The 14,455-nt window shown below is 66.6% G+C and carries 21 protein-coding genes and 5 pseudogenes; all 26 read right to left on the reverse strand.

The features are described from left to right. Positions 1–123: 123 nt before the first annotated feature. Positions 124–587 (reverse strand): annotated as a pseudogene (rplO, locus tag BJF83_RS25315) (50S ribosomal protein L15). After that, the gene (gene rpmD, locus BJF83_RS25320; protein ID WP_017598554.1) at positions 584–769 is read right to left on the reverse strand and encodes a 50S ribosomal protein L30; all 186 of its coding nucleotides are present in this window, start codon (positions 767–769) and stop codon (positions 584–586) included. The pseudogene rplO and the gene rpmD overlap by 4 nt, the downstream one beginning before the upstream one ends. 2 nt (positions 770–771) lie before the next feature. After that, a complete protein-coding gene (rpsE, locus tag BJF83_RS25325) occupies positions 772–1,374 on the reverse strand; it encodes a 30S ribosomal protein S5 (protein WP_017598553.1) in 603 nt (200 codons plus the stop codon). 50 nt (positions 1,375–1,424) lie between these two features. After that, positions 1,425–1,805, reverse strand: a complete 381-nt coding sequence (gene rplR, locus BJF83_RS25330) for a 50S ribosomal protein L18 (protein ID WP_075928295.1) — start codon at positions 1,803–1,805, stop codon at positions 1,425–1,427. Positions 1,806–1,807: 2 nt separating this feature from the next. Next, the gene (rplF, locus tag BJF83_RS25335) at positions 1,808–2,347 is read right to left on the reverse strand and encodes a 50S ribosomal protein L6 (protein ID WP_075928296.1); all 540 of its coding nucleotides are present in this window, start codon (positions 2,345–2,347) and stop codon (positions 1,808–1,810) included. Positions 2,348–2,364: 17 nt separating this feature from the next. Further along, a complete protein-coding gene (rpsH, locus tag BJF83_RS25340; RefSeq protein WP_075928297.1) occupies positions 2,365–2,763 on the reverse strand; it encodes a 30S ribosomal protein S8 in 399 nt (132 codons plus the stop codon). 276 nt (positions 2,764–3,039) lie between these two features. Further along, positions 3,040–3,225: a type Z 30S ribosomal protein S14 gene (locus BJF83_RS25345; RefSeq protein ID WP_075928298.1), complete on the reverse strand. Its 186-nt coding sequence runs from the start codon at positions 3,223–3,225 to the stop codon at positions 3,040–3,042. 13 nt (positions 3,226–3,238) lie between these two features. Then, on the reverse strand, positions 3,239–3,814 hold the full coding sequence (rplE, locus tag BJF83_RS25350; RefSeq protein WP_075928299.1) for a 50S ribosomal protein L5: 576 nt from the start codon (positions 3,812–3,814) through the stop codon (positions 3,239–3,241). After that, the gene (gene rplX, locus BJF83_RS25355; RefSeq protein WP_075928300.1) at positions 3,814–4,119 is read right to left on the reverse strand and encodes a 50S ribosomal protein L24; all 306 of its coding nucleotides are present in this window, start codon (positions 4,117–4,119) and stop codon (positions 3,814–3,816) included. The genes rplE and rplX overlap by 1 nt, the downstream gene beginning before the upstream one ends. A gap of 3 nt (positions 4,120–4,122) precedes the next feature. After that, a complete protein-coding gene (gene rplN, locus BJF83_RS25360) occupies positions 4,123–4,491 on the reverse strand; it encodes a 50S ribosomal protein L14 (protein WP_075928301.1) in 369 nt (122 codons plus the stop codon). A gap of 104 nt (positions 4,492–4,595) precedes the next feature. Then, positions 4,596–4,868, reverse strand: a complete 273-nt coding sequence (gene rpsQ, locus BJF83_RS25365; RefSeq protein ID WP_017598546.1) for a 30S ribosomal protein S17 — start codon at positions 4,866–4,868, stop codon at positions 4,596–4,598. Further along, a complete protein-coding gene (rpmC, locus tag BJF83_RS25370; protein ID WP_017598545.1) occupies positions 4,865–5,119 on the reverse strand; it encodes a 50S ribosomal protein L29 in 255 nt (84 codons plus the stop codon). The genes rpsQ and rpmC overlap by 4 nt, the downstream gene beginning before the upstream one ends. Then, entirely contained in the window at positions 5,119–5,532 is a 414-nt protein-coding gene (gene rplP, locus BJF83_RS25375; protein ID WP_075928302.1) for a 50S ribosomal protein L16, read from the reverse strand. The genes rpmC and rplP overlap by 1 nt, the downstream gene beginning before the upstream one ends. 3 nt (positions 5,533–5,535) lie before the next feature. Next, positions 5,536–6,339, reverse strand: a complete 804-nt coding sequence (gene rpsC / locus BJF83_RS25380; RefSeq protein WP_075928303.1) for a 30S ribosomal protein S3 — start codon at positions 6,337–6,339, stop codon at positions 5,536–5,538. Beyond that, positions 6,339–6,707: a 50S ribosomal protein L22 gene (gene rplV, locus BJF83_RS25385; RefSeq protein WP_075928304.1), complete on the reverse strand. Its 369-nt coding sequence runs from the start codon at positions 6,705–6,707 to the stop codon at positions 6,339–6,341. Before rplV ends, rpsC begins: the two co-directional genes overlap by 1 nt. A gap of 72 nt (positions 6,708–6,779) precedes the next feature. Beyond that, positions 6,780–7,058, reverse strand: coding sequence for a 30S ribosomal protein S19 (gene rpsS, locus BJF83_RS25390; RefSeq protein WP_073700518.1), 279 nt, complete (start codon positions 7,056–7,058; stop codon positions 6,780–6,782). 12 nt (positions 7,059–7,070) lie between these two features. After that, on the reverse strand, positions 7,071–7,910 hold the full coding sequence (gene rplB / locus BJF83_RS25395) for a 50S ribosomal protein L2 (RefSeq protein WP_017598540.1): 840 nt from the start codon (positions 7,908–7,910) through the stop codon (positions 7,071–7,073). Positions 7,911–7,966: 56 nt separating this feature from the next. Beyond that, positions 7,967–8,257, reverse strand: a complete 291-nt coding sequence (rplW, locus tag BJF83_RS25400) for a 50S ribosomal protein L23 (protein WP_075928305.1) — start codon at positions 8,255–8,257, stop codon at positions 7,967–7,969. Then, positions 8,254–8,724, reverse strand: a pseudogene (gene rplD / locus BJF83_RS25405) (50S ribosomal protein L4); the annotation flags it as partial. The gene rplW and the pseudogene rplD (BJF83_RS25405), both read right to left, overlap by 4 nt. Positions 8,725–8,747: 23 nt before the next feature. After that, positions 8,748–8,918: pseudogene (gene rplD, locus BJF83_RS30150) on the reverse strand (50S ribosomal protein L4); the annotation flags it as partial. A 3-nt stretch (positions 8,919–8,921) separates the two neighbouring features. Continuing rightward, on the reverse strand, positions 8,922–9,572 hold the full coding sequence (gene rplC / locus BJF83_RS25410; protein ID WP_075928306.1) for a 50S ribosomal protein L3: 651 nt from the start codon (positions 9,570–9,572) through the stop codon (positions 8,922–8,924). A gap of 12 nt (positions 9,573–9,584) precedes the next feature. Further along, positions 9,585–9,892 (reverse strand): annotated as a pseudogene (rpsJ, locus tag BJF83_RS25415) (30S ribosomal protein S10). Between the two features lie 248 nt (positions 9,893–10,140). Next, positions 10,141–11,334: an elongation factor Tu gene (gene tuf / locus BJF83_RS25420; protein WP_075928307.1), complete on the reverse strand. Its 1,194-nt coding sequence runs from the start codon at positions 11,332–11,334 to the stop codon at positions 10,141–10,143. A gap of 82 nt (positions 11,335–11,416) precedes the next feature. Further along, a pseudogene (fusA, locus tag BJF83_RS25425) lies at positions 11,417–13,527 on the reverse strand (elongation factor G). Positions 13,528–13,566: 39 nt separating this feature from the next. Continuing rightward, entirely contained in the window at positions 13,567–14,037 is a 471-nt protein-coding gene (gene rpsG / locus BJF83_RS25430; protein WP_017598533.1) for a 30S ribosomal protein S7, read from the reverse strand. A 2-nt stretch (positions 14,038–14,039) separates the two neighbouring features. Then, positions 14,040–14,411 (reverse strand): 30S ribosomal protein S12, encoded by a 372-nt coding sequence (gene rpsL / locus BJF83_RS25435; protein WP_014912437.1) that lies wholly within the window; start codon positions 14,409–14,411, stop codon positions 14,040–14,042. Positions 14,412–14,455 lie beyond the last annotated feature (44 nt).

The following is a 14,455-nucleotide window of genomic DNA, read 5'->3' on the forward strand; positions in this document are numbered from 1 at the left end:
CCCGCTGACGGCGGACCGACTGTCATAACGATCGCCGCTCGTAACGCGCGAGGACGCCCGCCGACGGGTCTGTCACTGACCTGCCGAGCGGGCGCCCATGGAGTCGCATCGCGGGGAAGACCCCTACAGCTCGGTGGCGGAGCCACCGGCCGCGGTGATCTTCTCCTTCGCCGAGGCGGAGAACGCGTTCGCGCTCACCTGGACGGCGACGGTGATCTCGCCGGTCCCCAGCACCTTGACGGGCTGGTTCTTGCGAACCGCGCCCCTGGCGACCAGGTCCTCGACCGTGACCGCGCCACCCTCGGGGTAGAGCTCGGTCAGGCGGTCCAGGTTGACGACCTGGTAGGTCGTCTTGAACCGGGCGTTGCTGAAGCCCTTCAGCTTGGGCACCCGCCGGATGAGCGGCATCTGACCGCCCTCGAAACCGGGGCGCACCGTGTTACGAGCCTTCGTGCCCTTGGTGCCGCGACCGGCGGTCTTGCCCTTGGACGCCTCGCCGCGGCCCTTGCGGGTCTTGGCCTTGTTGCGCCCGGGGCCGGCCGCAGGTGGTGCAGCTTGAGCAGCTCGTCGGGGTTGTAGTCGCTCATTCGGCAACCTCCTCGACAGAGACGAGGTGCGAGACGATCGTGATCTGCCCACGAACCTCGGGGCGGTCCTCACGGACGGTGGACTTGCCGATCCGCCCCAGGCCCAGCGACTGGAGCGCAGCGTGCTGCTTCTCCTTGCCGCCGATCTTGGAACGGGTCTGCGTGATCTTGAGCTTGGCCATGGTCAGGCTCCTGCCTTCGCCTCGGCACGAGCACGCAGGAGCGCGGCCGGAGCGATGTCCTCGATCGGCAGACCACGGCGGGCGGCGATCTCCTCGGGCTGGTTGAGGCCCTTCAGAGCCGCCACGGTGGCGTGCACGATGTTCAGCGGGTTCGACGAACCGAGCGACTTGCTCAGGACGTCGTGGATGCCGGCGCACTCCAGAACGGCGCGCACGGGGCCACCGGCGATCACACCGGTACCCGGGGCGGCCGGACGGAGGAGGACGACGCCCGCGGCGTCCTCGCCCTGGACCTGGTGCACGATCGTGCCCTGGACGCGGGGGACGCGGAAGAAGTTCTTCTTCGCCTCCTCGACGCCTTTGGCGATCGCGGCCGGGACCTCCTTGGCCTTGCCGTAACCGACACCGACCATGCCGTTGCCGTCGCCGACGACGACCAGGGCGGTGAAGGAGAAGCGACGGCCGCCCTTGACGACCTTCGCGACCCGGTTGATGGTCACGACCTTCTCGATGTAGGAGACACCCTTGTCTGCGGCGCCGCCGCGGCGATCGTCACGGCGATCACGCCGCTCGCCACCGGCGCCGCGCCGCGGTGCTGCAGCCATCAGTGGTTCCTCTTCTCGTGATTGATCTTGCCAAGTACAGCGGTCATCGGCTAGAACTCCAGTCCGCCCTCGCGCGCCGCTTCGGCGAGCTTGGCGATACGGCCGGCGTACTGGTTACCACCGCGGTCGAACACGACCTTGGAGACACCCGCGTCCTTCGCGCGCTGCGCGAGGAGCTCGCCCACCTTGGCGGACCTGTCGGACTTCGTGCCGTCGAGCCCACGAACGTCCGCCTCGACGGAGGAGGCGGCGGCCAGCGTGTGGCCCTTCGTGTCGTCGATGACCTGCGCGACGATGTGCTTGGAGGAGCGGAAAACGGCCAGGCGCGGACGCTCGGCGGTGCCCAGCACCTTCTTGCGGACGCGGAACTGGCGGCGCGCACGCGAGACGGTGCGCTTGGCGGTCCGCTTGCGGCTCACGGTGATGCCCATGCCTACTTACCAGCCTTTCCGGCCTTGCGGCGGATGTGCTCACCCTGGTACCGCACGCCCTTGGCCTTGTACGGGTCAGGCTTGCGCAGAGAGCGGATGTTCGCCGCGACCTGACCCACCAGCTGCTTGTCGATGCCCTCGACGTGGAGGAGGGTCGGCTTCTCGACGCGGAAGGCGATGCCATCCGGGGGCTCCACCACGACGGGGTGGCTGAAGCCCAGCGAGAACTCCAGGTTGGAACCGCGCGCCTGGACGCGGTAACCCACACCGTGGATCTCCAGCGTCTTGGCGTAGCCCTTGGAGACGCCCTCGATGAGGTTGGCGATCAGCGCACGGGTCAGACCGTGCAGCGACCGGTTCTCCGGCTTGTCGTCGGGACGCACCACCGTGATGACGCCGGACTCGTCCTTGGCGACGGTGATCGGCTCGGTGACGGTGTGCTTGAGTTCGCCCTTCGGCCCCTTGACAGTGACGTCTTGCCCGTCAATCGTGACTTCGACGCCCTTGGGGACCGAGATCGGCAGTCGACCGATACGCGACATGCTTCAATCTCTCCCTGTTACCAGACGTAGGCGAGGACTTCGCCGCCAACGCCACGCTTCTTGGCCTGCTTGTCGGTCATCAGGCCGCCGGACGTCGAAATGATCGCCACGCCGAGCCCGCCCAGCACCCGGGGCAGGTTCTCCTTCTTCGCGTACACGCGCAGACCGGGCTTGGAGACCCGGCGGATGCCCGCGATGGAGCGCTCACGGGTGGGGCCGTACTTCAGCTCCAGGACGAGGCTCCGGCCGACCGTGGCCTCCTCGGTGCGCCAGCCCTGGATGTAGCCCTCCTGCTGGAGGATCTCGGCGATGTGCGCCTTGATCTTGGAATACGGCATCACCACGGTGTCGTGGTACGCCGAATTCGCGTTGCGCAGACGGGTCAGCATGTCTGCGATCGGGTCGGTCATCGTCATGGCCGACTGGCCCTTCCTCACCGCGGTTTCCGAGTGCGGGCCTTCCCAGGGCCTGTCCCTGCGCGGGCGATCCCGCGAGGGTGCACAAACGGACCTACGGCGTGGTCGTGGGCACCGCGATCCCCGAGGGACTGCCGTGCCCTGATGGTTGGTTGGTACTGGACCGAACCCCGCGTCCTGCGGGTTCGGCCACTGCTGTTGAGCCACCGGCCGGTGGCTCCGGGGGCGGCCCCGTGATCCTCCCTCGACGAGAGGTCCCACGGGACCGTCCCGGAACTACCAGCTCGACTTGGTGATACCGGGCAGCTCGCCCCGGTGGGCCATCTCACGGAAGCAGATACGGCACAGGCCGAACTTCCGGTAGACGGCGCGGGGGCGGCCGCACCGCGAGCATCGAGTATACGCGCGAACGGCGAACTTCGGCTTGCGGGCCGCCTTCGCGATCAGGGACTTCTTGGCCATCTGTGGTTACCCCTCAGGCTTCCTTGAACGGGAAACCGAGCCGCTTGAGCAGGCTGCGGCCCTGGTCGTCGTTGGTCGCCGTGGTGACGACCGTGATGTCCATGCCACGCTGCCGGTCGACCTTGTCCGGGTCCACCTCATGGAACATGACCTGCTCGGTCAGCCCGAACGTGTAGTTCCCGTTGCCGTCGAACTGCTTCGGGGACAGACCGCGGAAGTCGCGGATCCGGGGCAGGGCCAGCGAGAGCAGCCGGTCGAGGAACTCCCACATCCGGTCGCCGCGCAGCGTGACGCTGGCGCCGATCGGCTGCCCCTCGCGCAGCTTGAACTGCGCGATGGAGTTCTTCGCGCGGTTGATCCGCGGCTTCTGACCGGTGATCGCCGACAGGTCGGCGATCGCGCCCTGGATCAGCTTCGCGTCCCGCGCCGCCTCGCCGACACCCATGTTGACCACGATCTTCGTCAGACCGGGGATCTGCATGATGTTGGCGAGTTCGAACTCCTCCTTGAGGGAGGGCGCGATCTCGTTACGGTACTTCTCCTTCAGCCGCGGCATCGGAGGGACCGTGATGTCGTTGGTGACCGTCATCAGATGTCCTTACCAGTGCGGCGGGAGACCCGAACCTTGGTTCCGTCTTCCTCGAAGCGGTAGCCCGCCCGGGAGGCCTTCCCGTTCTCCGCGAGCGCGACGTTGCTCACGTGGATCGGGGCCTCCCTGGTGACGACCTCGCCCTGCTGGCCGCCCGCCGGGTTGGCCTTCCTGTGCTTCTTGACCAGGTTGACGCCCTCGACGACGACACGGTCCTCGCGCGGCATGGCCTTGACGACCTTGCCCGTGGCACCCTTGTCCTTGCCGGCGATGACGATGACCTCGTCGCCAGATTTGATCTTCATCGCCTACAGCACCTCCGGCGCAAGCGAAATGATGCGCATGAACTTCTTGTCCCGCAGCTCGCGGCCGACCGGGCCGAAGATGCGGGTGCCTCGCGGGTCCCCACCGTCCTTGATGAGCACGGCAGCGTTCTCATCGAAGCGGATGTAGGAGCCGTCGGGCCGGCGGCGCTCCTTGACGGTGCGCACGACAACGGCCTTGACGACGTCGCCCTTCTTGACTCCAGCGCCAGGCAGGGCGTCCTTCACCGTGGCGACGATGGTGTCGCCGATCCCGGCGTAGCGCCGACCCGAGCCACCGAGAACACGGATGGTGAGGATCTCCTTGGCACCCGTGTTGTCGGCGACCTTGAGTCGCGACTCCTGCTGAATCACGTCTGCTCCTGATGTGATGCGTGCGGTCCACTGCCGCACGGCTAGGTGGTCTCACCCCTCGCGCCGGCGGCCGACAACGCGTGTCGGCCGCCAGCAGGCCGGGGTTACTTAGCCTTCTCCAGGATCTCCACGACGCGCCAACGCTTCGTCGCGGAGAGCGGCCGGGTCTCCATCAAACGGACCCGGTCACCGACGCCACAGGAGTTCGCCTCGTCGTGCGCCTTGTACTTGGTCGTCCGACGGATGACCTTGCCGTACAGGGCGTGCTTGACGCGGTCCTCGACCTCGACAACGACGGTCTTGTCCATCTTGTCGCTGACGACGTAGCCCTCGCGCACCTTGCGGTAGTTGCGGGTCGCGGTCTGGTTCTCACTCATTCGGCTGCTTCCTTCGTCTCCTCAGCCGACTCACCAGACAGCGGGACGATGCCCAGCTCGTGCTCGCGCAGGACCGTGTAGATCCGCGCGATCTCACGCTTGACGGTACGCAGCCGGCTGTGGTTGTCGAGCTGGCCGGTGGCGGCCTGGAAGCGGAGGTTGAAGAGCTCGGTCTTCGCTTCCTTGAGCTTCTCGACCAGGTCCTCGACGGACTGGTCGCGCAGCTCGTGGGCAGTCACGGACTTCGCCATCACTCCCCCTCCCGCTTAACAAACTTGCACTTCATCGGGAGCTTGTGCATCGCACGGCGCATGGCTTCCTTCGCCACGGCCTCGGGCACGCCCGACAGCTCGAACATCACGCGACCGGGCTTGACCGGCGCGACCCACCACTCGGGCGAACCCTTGCCGGAACCCATCCGGACCTCGGCGGGCTTCTTGGTCAGCGGGCGGTCCGGGAAGATGTTGATCCACACCTTGCCGCCACGCTTGATGTGCCGCGTCATGGCGATACGCGCGGCCTCGATCTGGCGGTTCGTCACGTAGGCCGATTCGAGCGCCTGGATGCCGAACTCGCCGAAGGTCACCGTGGTCCCGCCCTTGGCCTTGCCACGAAGGTCGGGGTGGTGCTGCTTACGGTACTTGACCTTACGAGGAATAAGCACTGGTCAGCTCCCCTCGGTCTTCGCGGGCTCAGCCGGGGCCTTGGACTCGGCGCCCTGCTGGCCACCCTGCTGGCCGCCGCCGCGGCGACGGCGCTGGGGACGCTCACGGCGCTGACCGCCACCGCCACCGCCACCGCCGGCGGAACGCTGGGCGGCCTGGGCCGCCTCGCGCTCGGCGCGGGTCGCGGGCGCGTCGCCCTTGTAGATCCAGACCTTCACACCGATGCGGCCGAAGGTCGTACGGGCCTCGAAGAAGCCGTAGTCGATGTCGGCGCGCAGCGTGTGCAGCGGGACCCGACCCTCGCGGTAGAACTCCGAACGGGACATCTCGGCCCCGCCCAGACGGCCACCGCACTGGATACGGATGCCCTTGGCGCCGCTCTTGACGGCGCTCTGCATGGCCTTGCGCATCGCGCGGCGGAAGGCCACGCGGCTGCTCAGCTGCTCGGCCACGCCCTGGGCGACGAGCTGGGCGTCGGTCTCGGGGTTCTTGACCTCGAAGACGTTCAGCTGGACCTGCTTGCCGGTCAGCTTCTCCAGCTTGGTGCGGATCTTGTCGGCCTCCACGCCGCGGCGGCCGATGACGATGCCCGGCCGGGCGGTGTAGACGTCGACGCGGACGCGGTCACGGGTGCGCTCGATCTCGACCTTGGAGATGCCGGCGCGCTCCATGTCGCCGGTCAGCATCCGGCGGATCGCCACGTCCTCCTTCACGTAGTCCTTGTAGGACTTGTCCGCGTACCAGCGGCTCTTGAAGTCGGTCGTGACACCGAGGCGGAACCCGTGCGGGTTAACCTTCTGCCCCACTATCGGGTCCTTTCCTTCGTCTTGGACGAGGCGCCCGAGTCCTCAGCGACGACCACGGTGATGTGGCTCGTGCGCTTGGTCACCCGGAAGGCTCGGCCGAAGCCTCGCGGACGAATGCGCTTCAGGGTCGGACCCTCGTCCACCCACGCGCGCTCGACCACCAGCGACTCACGGTCCAGCTTGTCATTGTGCTCAGCGTTGGCGATGGCACTGGCCAGTACCTTGCCAACAGGCTCGCTCGCCGACTGGGGCGCGAACCGGAGCACCGCCTGTGCCTCGTCAGCGGGCAACCCGCGAATAAGGTCCACCACCCGGCGGGCCTTCCGGGGCGTAACACGGACGAACCGTGCCTGAGCCCTCGTTCCCATCGCTTTTCCCTCGCTCACGGAAATTCATCTCCACTCACCGTGGAGAAATGGTTCTTTCTCCTGCTGCAACCGCTAACGGCGGCTACGGCGGTCTTCCTTGACGTGGCTGCGGAAAGTACGCGTGGGAGCGAACTCGCCGAGCTTGTGGCCGACCATCGACTCGGACACGAACACGGGGACGTGCTTGCGACCGTCGTGGACGGCGATCGTGTGGCCGATCATCTCCGGGACGATCATGGACCGCCGGGACCACGTCTTGATGACGTTCTTGGTCCCCTTCTCGTTCTGCGTCTCCACCTTCTTGATCAGGTGGTCGTCGACGAAGGGACCCTTCTTCAGGCTACGTGGCATCAGACGTGCTCCTTACCGCTTCTTCTTACCGCTACGCCGACGCCGCACGATGAGCTTGTCGCTGGCCTTGTTCTTGGCCCGGGTCCGGCCTTCCTTCTTACCCCAGGGGCTGACCGGGTGCCGTCCACCGGAGGTCTTGCCCTCACCACCGCCGTGCGGGTGGTCGACCGGGTTCATGACCACACCGCGGACGGTCGGGCGCTTGCCCTTCCACCGCGAGCGGCCGGCCTTGCCCCAGTTGATGTTGGACTGCTCGGCGTTGCCGACCTGGCCGACGGTCGCGCGGCAGGTGATCTCCACCATGCGCATCTCACCGGAGGGCATACGCAGCGTGGCGTACCGGCCCTCCTTGGCCAGGAGCTGGATCTGGGAGCCCGCGGAGCGGCCGAGCTTGGCGCCGCCACCCGGCTTGAGCTCCACCGCGTGCACGAACGTACCCGTGGGGATGTTGCGCAGCGGGAGGCAGTTGCCGGGCTTGATGTCCGACTGCGGACCGTTCTCGACACGGTCACCCTGCTTGAGGCCGGCGGGCGCCAGAATGTAGCGCTTCTCACCGTCGACGTAGTGCAGCAGAGCGATGCGGGCCGTGCGGTTGGGGTCGTACTCGATGTGAGCGACCTTGGCCGGCACGCCGTCCTTGTCGTGGCGGCGGAAGTCGATCACGCGGTAGGCCCGCTTGTGACCGCCGCCCTGGTGGCGGGCGGTGATGCGGCCGTGGCCGTTGCGCCCACCCTTGGAGTGGAGCGGACGCACCAGGGACTTCTCCGGCTCCGAGCGCGTGATCTCGACGAAGTCGCTCACGCTGGAACCGCGACGACCCGGCGTCGTCGGCTTGTACTTACGAATGCCCATCTTCTTCGCGCATTCCTTTACGTGTTACTGGTGTGTAGCGGTCAAGACCCGGAAGGTCAGACACCGAAGATGTCGATCCGGTCGCCCTCGGCGACACTGACGATCGCGCGCTTGGTGTCCGGACGCTTCCCGTAACCGAAGCGGGTCCGCTTGCGCTTGCCCTTGCGGTTGATCGTGTTCACGCTCGTGACCTTCACCTCGAAGATCTTCTCGACCGCGATCTTGATCTGGGTCTTGTTGGCGTCCGGGCGAACGATGAACGTGTACTTGTTCTCGTCCATGAGCCCGTAGCTCTTCTCGGAGATCACCGGCTCGATGATGATGTCCCGGTGGTCGGCGATCCTCACTGGTCGTCCTCCTCGGACTGCGCGCTTGGCACCGGCGCGTGGGCCAGGAACTCGGCGTAGCCCGCCTCGGTGAAGACCACGTCGTCCGAGTAGAGGACGTCGTAGGTGTTCACCTGGTCCGCGTCGAGGATGTGGACTTCCTCGAGGTTGCGCAGGGCGCGCCGGTTGTGCTCGTCCTCGCGGGCCAGGACGACCAGGACCTTGTCGGACTCGGTCACCTGACGCAGCGCCTTGAGGGCCGTCTGCGTGAGCTTGGTGTCGACGTCCTCGGCCACGAAGGTGGTGAGGACGTGGATACGCCCGTGACGCGCCCGGTCCGAGAGGGCCCCGCGCAGGGCGGCGGCCTTCATCTTCTTGGGGGTGCGCTGGGAGTAGTCGCGCGGCTGGGGGCCGTGAACCGTGCCGCCGCCGGTGTACTGCGGGGCGCGAATGGAGCCCTGGCGAGCCCGACCGGTGCCCTTCTGGCGGTAGGGCTTCTTGCCACCGCCGCGGACGTCGCCGCGGGTCTGGTGGCGTGGGTGCCCTGACGGCCGGCGGCCAGCTGGCCGTTCACGACCTGGTGGATCAGCGGGATGCTGACCTGCTGGGCGAAGACGCTCTCCGGCAGCTCGACGCTGCCCTTGGCGCCGCCCTCGGGGTTCTTGACCTCGATCTCGGCCATGGCTTACTTGTCCCCCTTCACAGCGGTGCGGACGAGCACCAGACCGCCGTTGGGACCGGGAACAGCACCCTTGACCAGGATGAGGCCCTTCTCCGCGTCCACGGAGTGGACGGTCAGGTTCTGGACGGTCTTGCGCACGTTGCCCATGCGCCCGGCCATCCGCATGCCCTTGAAAACGCGGCCGGGCGTGGCGCAGCCGCCGATGGAACCGGGAGAGCGGTGCTTGCGCTGCGTGCCGTGCGAGGCGGACAGACCACGGAAACCGTGGCGCTTCATCACACCGGCGAAGCCCTTGCCCTTGCTCTTACCCGTGACGTCGACCTTCTGGCCGCTCTCGAACGAGTCCGCGGTGACCTCCTGGCCGAGCTGGTACTCGGTGGCGTCCTCGGTGCGGACCTCGACGTAGTGCCGGCGCGGGGTCAGATCGTTCTTGCGCAGGTAGTCGCCGAGCGGCTTGTTCACCTTGCGCGGGTTGATCTGCCCGTAGCCGAGTTGGATAGCGGAGTAGCCATCGGTGTCCGGAGTCCGGATGCGGCTCACGACGCACGGACCGGCCTTCAGAACCGTCACGGGCACGATCCTGCCCGCGTCGTCGAAGACCTGGGTCATGCCGAGCTTCTCGCCCAGAACTCCCTTGATCTGCTTGGTGGCCATGTCTGTGCGTCCTTAAAGCTTGATCTCGATGTCACGCCCGCCGGCAGGTCGAGCCGCATGAGCGAGTCGACGGTCTTCGGCGTCGGGTCGATGATGTCGATCAGCCGCTTGTGCGTGCGCATCTCGAAGTGCTCGCGCGAGTCCTTGTACTTGTGCGGCGACTTGATGACGCAGTAAACGTTCTTCTCCGTCGGCAGCGGCACCGGGCCCGCGACCTGTGCGCCAGTTCGCGTCACGGTCTCGACGATCTTGCGCGCCGAGCTGTCGATGACCTCGTGGTCATAGGCCTTTAGCCGAATGCGGATCTTCTGTCCCGCCATGTGGCCTGTTCGTCCTTCGCTTCAGTGTCCGTAACGGTGTTCTGTCCCGGTCACAGACGCCCAGGCCTCGGCGGAGACCGCCGTGTGCCGTGAGCCCCTATTCCCTTGAGAAACCGCAACAGGGCTTGCCCCTGCGGTGCGTCACCGTCACAGAGCCCGATGACGTCTTGAGTGGTGCGGTGGCCGGGCCGTGCGAGCACGGCCCGGCCACCGCGTCGGGGCGCTCATTCGCCGCCCCGACCCGGGTGCTACTTGAGGATCTTCGTGACGCGACCGGCGCCCACGGTCCGGCCACCCTCGCGGATGGCGAACTTCAGGCCCTCTTCCATCGCGACCGGCTGGATGAGATGGACGGTCATCTCGGTGTTGTCACCGGGCATGACCATCTCGGTGCCCTCCGGCAGCGTGACGACGCCGGTGACGTCGGTCGTGCGGAAGTAGAACTGCGGGCGGTAGTTGTTGAAGAACGGCGTGTGGCGGCCACCCTCGTCCTTGGACAGGATGACGACCTGGCCCTCGAACTCGGTGTGCGGGGTGGTCGTGCCGGGCTTGATGACGACCTGGCCGCGCTCGACGTCCTCGCGCTTGATGCCGCGCAGGAGCAGACCGACGTTGTCGCCGGCCTGGCCCTGGTCGAGCAGCTTGCGGAACATCTCGACACCGGTGACCGTGGTGGTCTGCTTCTCTTCCTTGATGCCGACGATGTCAACGGTCTCGTTGACATTGACGATGCCGCGCTCGATGCGGCCGGTGACGACGGTGCCGCGACCGGTGATGGAGAAGACGTCCTCGATCGGCATGAGGAACGGCTTCTCCGTGTCACGCTCGGGCTCGGGGATGTTCTCGTCGACCGTCTTCATGAGTTCGAGGACGGACTCACCCCACTTGGCGTCGCCCTCAAGGGCCTTGAGCGCCGATACCTTGGTGACGGGGACGTCGTCGCCCGGGAACTCGTACTCGCTGAGGAGCTCGCGGACCTCAAGCTCGACGAGCTCGAAGATCTCCTCGTCGTCCACCATGTCGGCCTTGTTCAGGGCGACCACGATGTAGGGCACGCCGACCTGGCGGGCCAGGAGCACGTGCTCCTTGGTCTGCGGCATCGGGCCGTCGGTGGCGGCCACGACCAGGATCGCGCCGTCCATCTGGGCCGCACCCGTGATCATGTTCTTCACGTAGTCGGCGTGGCCAGGGCAGTCGACGTGGGCGTAGTGACGCGCCTCGGTCTGGTACTCGACGTGGGCGACGGAGATGGTGATGCCGCGCTCGCGCTCCTCGGGAGCGTTGTCGATGTCCTCGAACGGGGTGAACGGGTTCAGGTCCGGGTACGCGTCGTGCAGAACCTTGGTGATGGCCGCGGTCAGCGTGGTCTTGCCGTGGTCAATGTGACCGATGGTGCCGATGTTGACGTGCGGCTTAGTCCGCTCGAACTTTTCCTTCGCCACTGGATGTCTCCTAGACGTACAGAGCTATCTGGTGCCCGCTCCCGCGGCCGCGGAAGCGGGCTGGTTACGTGTCCGCGAGCGACTACTCGCCGCGGACCTTCGCCACAATTTCTTGGGCGACAGTGGACGGAACCTCCGCGTAGGAGTCGAACACCATCGAGTAGTTGGCTCGACCCTGCGTGCGGCTACGAAGGTCACCCACGTAGCCGAACATCTCGGAGAGAGGAACCTGGGCCTTGACGACCCGCACGCCGGAACGCTCGTCCATGGACTGGATCTGTCCACGACGGGAGTTCAGGTCGCCGATGACGTCGCCCATGTAGTCCTCGGGAGTGGTGACCTCGACGGCCATGACCGGCTCCAGGAGGGTGGGCTTCGCGAGCCGGACGGCCTCCTTGAAGGCCATCGAACCGGCCGTCTTGAAGGCCATCTCGGACGAGTCGACCTCGTGGTACTGGCCGTCCGTGAGGGTCACCTTGACGCCCACGAGCGGGTAGTGCGCGAGCACACCCAGCTCGGCGGCCTCCTGGCAGCCCGCGTCGACCGACGGGATGTACTCCCTCGGGATGCGGCCACCGGTGACCGCGTTGACGAACTCGTAGCCGGTGGCGTCGCCGCTCTCCGTCTCAAGGGGCTCGATGTTGATCTTGACCTTGGCGAACTGGCCCGAGCCACCGGTCTGCTTCTTGTGGGTGTAGACGTGCCCCTCGACCTTCTTGCGAATGGTCTCGCGGTACGCCACCTGGGGCTTGCCGATGTTCGCCGCGACCTTGAACTCGTCGCGCATGCGGTTGACCAGCACTTCGAGGTGCAACTCGCCCATGCCCGAGATCACGGTCTGGCCGGTCTGGTCGTCCGTGGCCACCTGGAAGGAGGGGTCCTCCTCGGCCAGGCGCTGGATCGCGATGCCCAACTTCTCCTGGTCGCTCTTGGTCTGCGGCTCGATGGCCACCTCGATGACCGGAGCCGGGAACGACATGGACTCCAGAACGATCGGAGCCGACTGGTCGCACAGCGTCTCGCCGGTCGTGGTGTCCTTCAGACCCATGACCGCGACGATGTCGCCCGCGCCCGCCTCGCTGATCTCCTCACGCTTGTTGGAGTGCATGCGGTAGATCTTGCCGATGCGCTCCTTGCGGCCCTTGACGCTGTTCTGCACCTGGGAGCCGGCCTGGAGCACACCGGAGTAGATGCGCACGTAGGTCAGCTTGCCCAGGTGCGGGTCGCTCATGATCTTGAAGACCAGGGCGGACGCGGGCTCGTCGACGCTCGGCTTGCGGGAGAGCTTGGTCTCCTCGGTCTCGTCCTTGGGGTCGTGACCCTCGATGGCCTCGACGTCCAGGGGCGAGGGAAGGTAGTCGGTGACCGCGTCGAGCAGGGGCTGGACGCCCTTGTTCTTGAACGCGGTGCCGCACAGCACCGGCACGGCGGTGCCGGCGATGGTGGCACGACGGATCGCCGGGACCAGCTGCTCGACGGTGGGCTCCTGGCCCTCCAGGAACAGCTCCATGATCTCGTCGTCGGCCTCGGCCAGCGTCTCGATGAACTGGTCGCGCGCCTCGCGGGCGGCGTCCGCGTGGGTGTCCGGGATGTCGATCGTGTCGTACATCTCGCCCAGCGCGGCCTCCTCGTTCCAGACGTAGGCCTTCATCCGGACGAGGTCGATGACGCCCTTGAAGTCGCTCTCGGCGCCGATGTTCAGCTGGATCGGCATCGCGTTCGCGCCCAGACGCTCGCGGAACATGTCCACGCAGCGCTGGAACTCGGCGCCGATCTTGTCCATCTTGTTGACGAAGCAGATGCGCGGGACGCCGTAGCGGTCAGCCTGACGCCAGACCTGCTCCGACTGGGGCTCCACGCCCTCCTTGGCGTCGAACACCGCGACCGCACCGTCGAGGACACGCAGCGAACGCTCGACCTCGACCGTGAAGTCGACGTGGCCGGGCGTGTCGATGATGTTGATGGTGTGGTCGGCCCAGTGGGTGGTGGTAGCAGCGGAGGTAATGGTGATACCCCGCTCCTGCTCCTCCTTCATCCAGTCCATCGTGGCGGCGCGTCGTGGACCTCACCCACCTTGTGGGTGACACCGGTGTAGTACAGGATGCGCTCAGTCGTCGTGGTCTTACCCGCGTCGATGTGGGCCATGATGCCGATGTTTCGCACCTTGGCCAGGTCAAGCAAAGTCTTAGCCATGAGGCTCGTCGTCCCTCGGTCTGTTCCGATCCAGCCGCTTTACCAGCGGTAGTGAGCGAAGGCCTTGTTCGACTCGGCCATCTTGTGCGTGTCCTCACGCTTCTTGACGGCCGCGCCGAGACCGTTGCTGGCGTCGACCAACTCGTTCATCAGACGCTCGGTCATGGTCTTCTCACGGCGCTGACGCGAGTAGGAGACCAGCCAGCGCAGGGCCAGCGTGGTGGACCGGGAGGCGCGAACCTCGACCGGCACCTGGTAGGTCGCGCCACCGACGCGGCGGCTGCGGACCTCAAGCGCGGGCTTGACGTTGTCCAGGGCGCGCTTGAGAACGACGAGCGGGTCCTGGCCGGTCTTCTCGCGGGCGCCCTCCAGGGCGTCGTAGACGACGCGCTGGGCGATGGAGCGCTTGCCGTCGAGCAGCACCTTGTTGATCAGCTGCGTGACGAGCGGCGAGCCGTAGACCGGGTCGGTGATGAGCTGGCGCTTCGGCGCCGGGCCCTTGCGCGGCATGCTTACTTCTCCTTCTTGGCGCCGTAGTGGCTACGCGCCTGCTTGCGGCCCCGGACACCCTGGGTGTCGAGCGAACCGCGGACAATTCGGTAGCGGACGCCCGGCAGGTCCTTCACACGACCACCACGGACGAGCACGATGCTGTGCTCCTGGAGGTTGTGACCAATGCCGGGAATGTAGGCAGTCACCTCGATGCCGCTGCTCAGCTTCACGCGAGCGACCTTGCGCAGAGCGGAGTTGGGCTTCTTCGGCGTAGTGGTGTAGACACGCGTGCACACACCACGACGCTGCGGACTCCCCTTCAGCGCCGGGGTCTTGTTCTTTGCGACCTTGTCCTGTCGGCCCTTACGGACCAGCTGCTGGATGGTGGGCACCGCGTCTCCGTCTTCCTCGTGACCTACGCCGGTTCTCGTAGCCG

The sequence above is a fragment of the Nocardiopsis sp. CNR-923 genome, from assembly GCF_001942255.1.
Classification (GTDB): Bacteria; Actinomycetota; Actinomycetes; order Streptosporangiales; family Streptosporangiaceae; genus Nocardiopsis.

What these genes read in the sequence shown, in the direction of transcription:
- rpmD (WP_017598554.1), bottom strand. Translation starts at nt 769, where the DNA reads ATGGCCAAGCTCAAGATCACGCAGACCCGTTCCAAGATCGGCGGCAAG.
- rpsE (WP_017598553.1), bottom strand. Translation starts at nt 1,374, where the DNA reads ATGGCTGCAGCACCGCGGCGCGGCGCCGGTGGCGAGCGGCGTGATCGC.
- rplR (WP_075928295.1), bottom strand. Translation starts at nt 1,805, where the DNA reads ATGGGCATCACCGTGAGCCGCAAGCGGACCGCCAAGCGCACCGTCTCG.
- rplF (WP_075928296.1), bottom strand. Translation starts at nt 2,347, where the DNA reads ATGTCGCGTATCGGTCGACTGCCGATCTCGGTCCCCAAGGGCGTCGAA.
- rpsH (WP_075928297.1), bottom strand. Translation starts at nt 2,763, where the DNA reads ATGACGATGACCGACCCGATCGCAGACATGCTGACCCGTCTGCGCAAC.
- BJF83_RS25345 (WP_075928298.1), bottom strand. Translation starts at nt 3,225, where the DNA reads ATGGCCAAGAAGTCCCTGATCGCGAAGGCGGCCCGCAAGCCGAAGTTC.
- rplE (WP_075928299.1), bottom strand. Translation starts at nt 3,814, where the DNA reads ATGACGGTCACCAACGACATCACGGTCCCTCCGATGCCGCGGCTGAAG.
- rplX (WP_075928300.1), bottom strand. Translation starts at nt 4,119, where the DNA reads ATGAAGATCAAATCTGGCGACGAGGTCATCGTCATCGCCGGCAAGGAC.
- rpsQ (WP_017598546.1), bottom strand. Translation starts at nt 4,868, where the DNA reads ATGAGTGAGAACCAGACCGCGACCCGCAACTACCGCAAGGTGCGCGAG.
- rpmC (WP_017598545.1), bottom strand. Translation starts at nt 5,119, where the DNA reads ATGGCGAAGTCCGTGACTGCCCACGAGCTGCGCGACCAGTCCGTCGAG.
- rplV (WP_075928304.1), bottom strand. Translation starts at nt 6,707, where the DNA reads ATGGGAACGAGGGCTCAGGCACGGTTCGTCCGTGTTACGCCCCGGAAG.
- rpsS (WP_073700518.1), bottom strand. Translation starts at nt 7,058, where the DNA reads ATGCCACGTAGCCTGAAGAAGGGTCCCTTCGTCGACGACCACCTGATC.
- rplB (WP_017598540.1), bottom strand. Translation starts at nt 7,910, where the DNA reads ATGGGCATTCGTAAGTACAAGCCGACGACGCCGGGTCGTCGCGGTTCC.
- rplC (WP_075928306.1), bottom strand. Translation starts at nt 9,572, where the DNA reads ATGGCCACCAAGCAGATCAAGGGAGTTCTGGGCGAGAAGCTCGGCATG.
- rpsG (WP_017598533.1), bottom strand. Translation starts at nt 14,037, where the DNA reads ATGCCGCGCAAGGGCCCGGCGCCGAAGCGCCAGCTCATCACCGACCCG.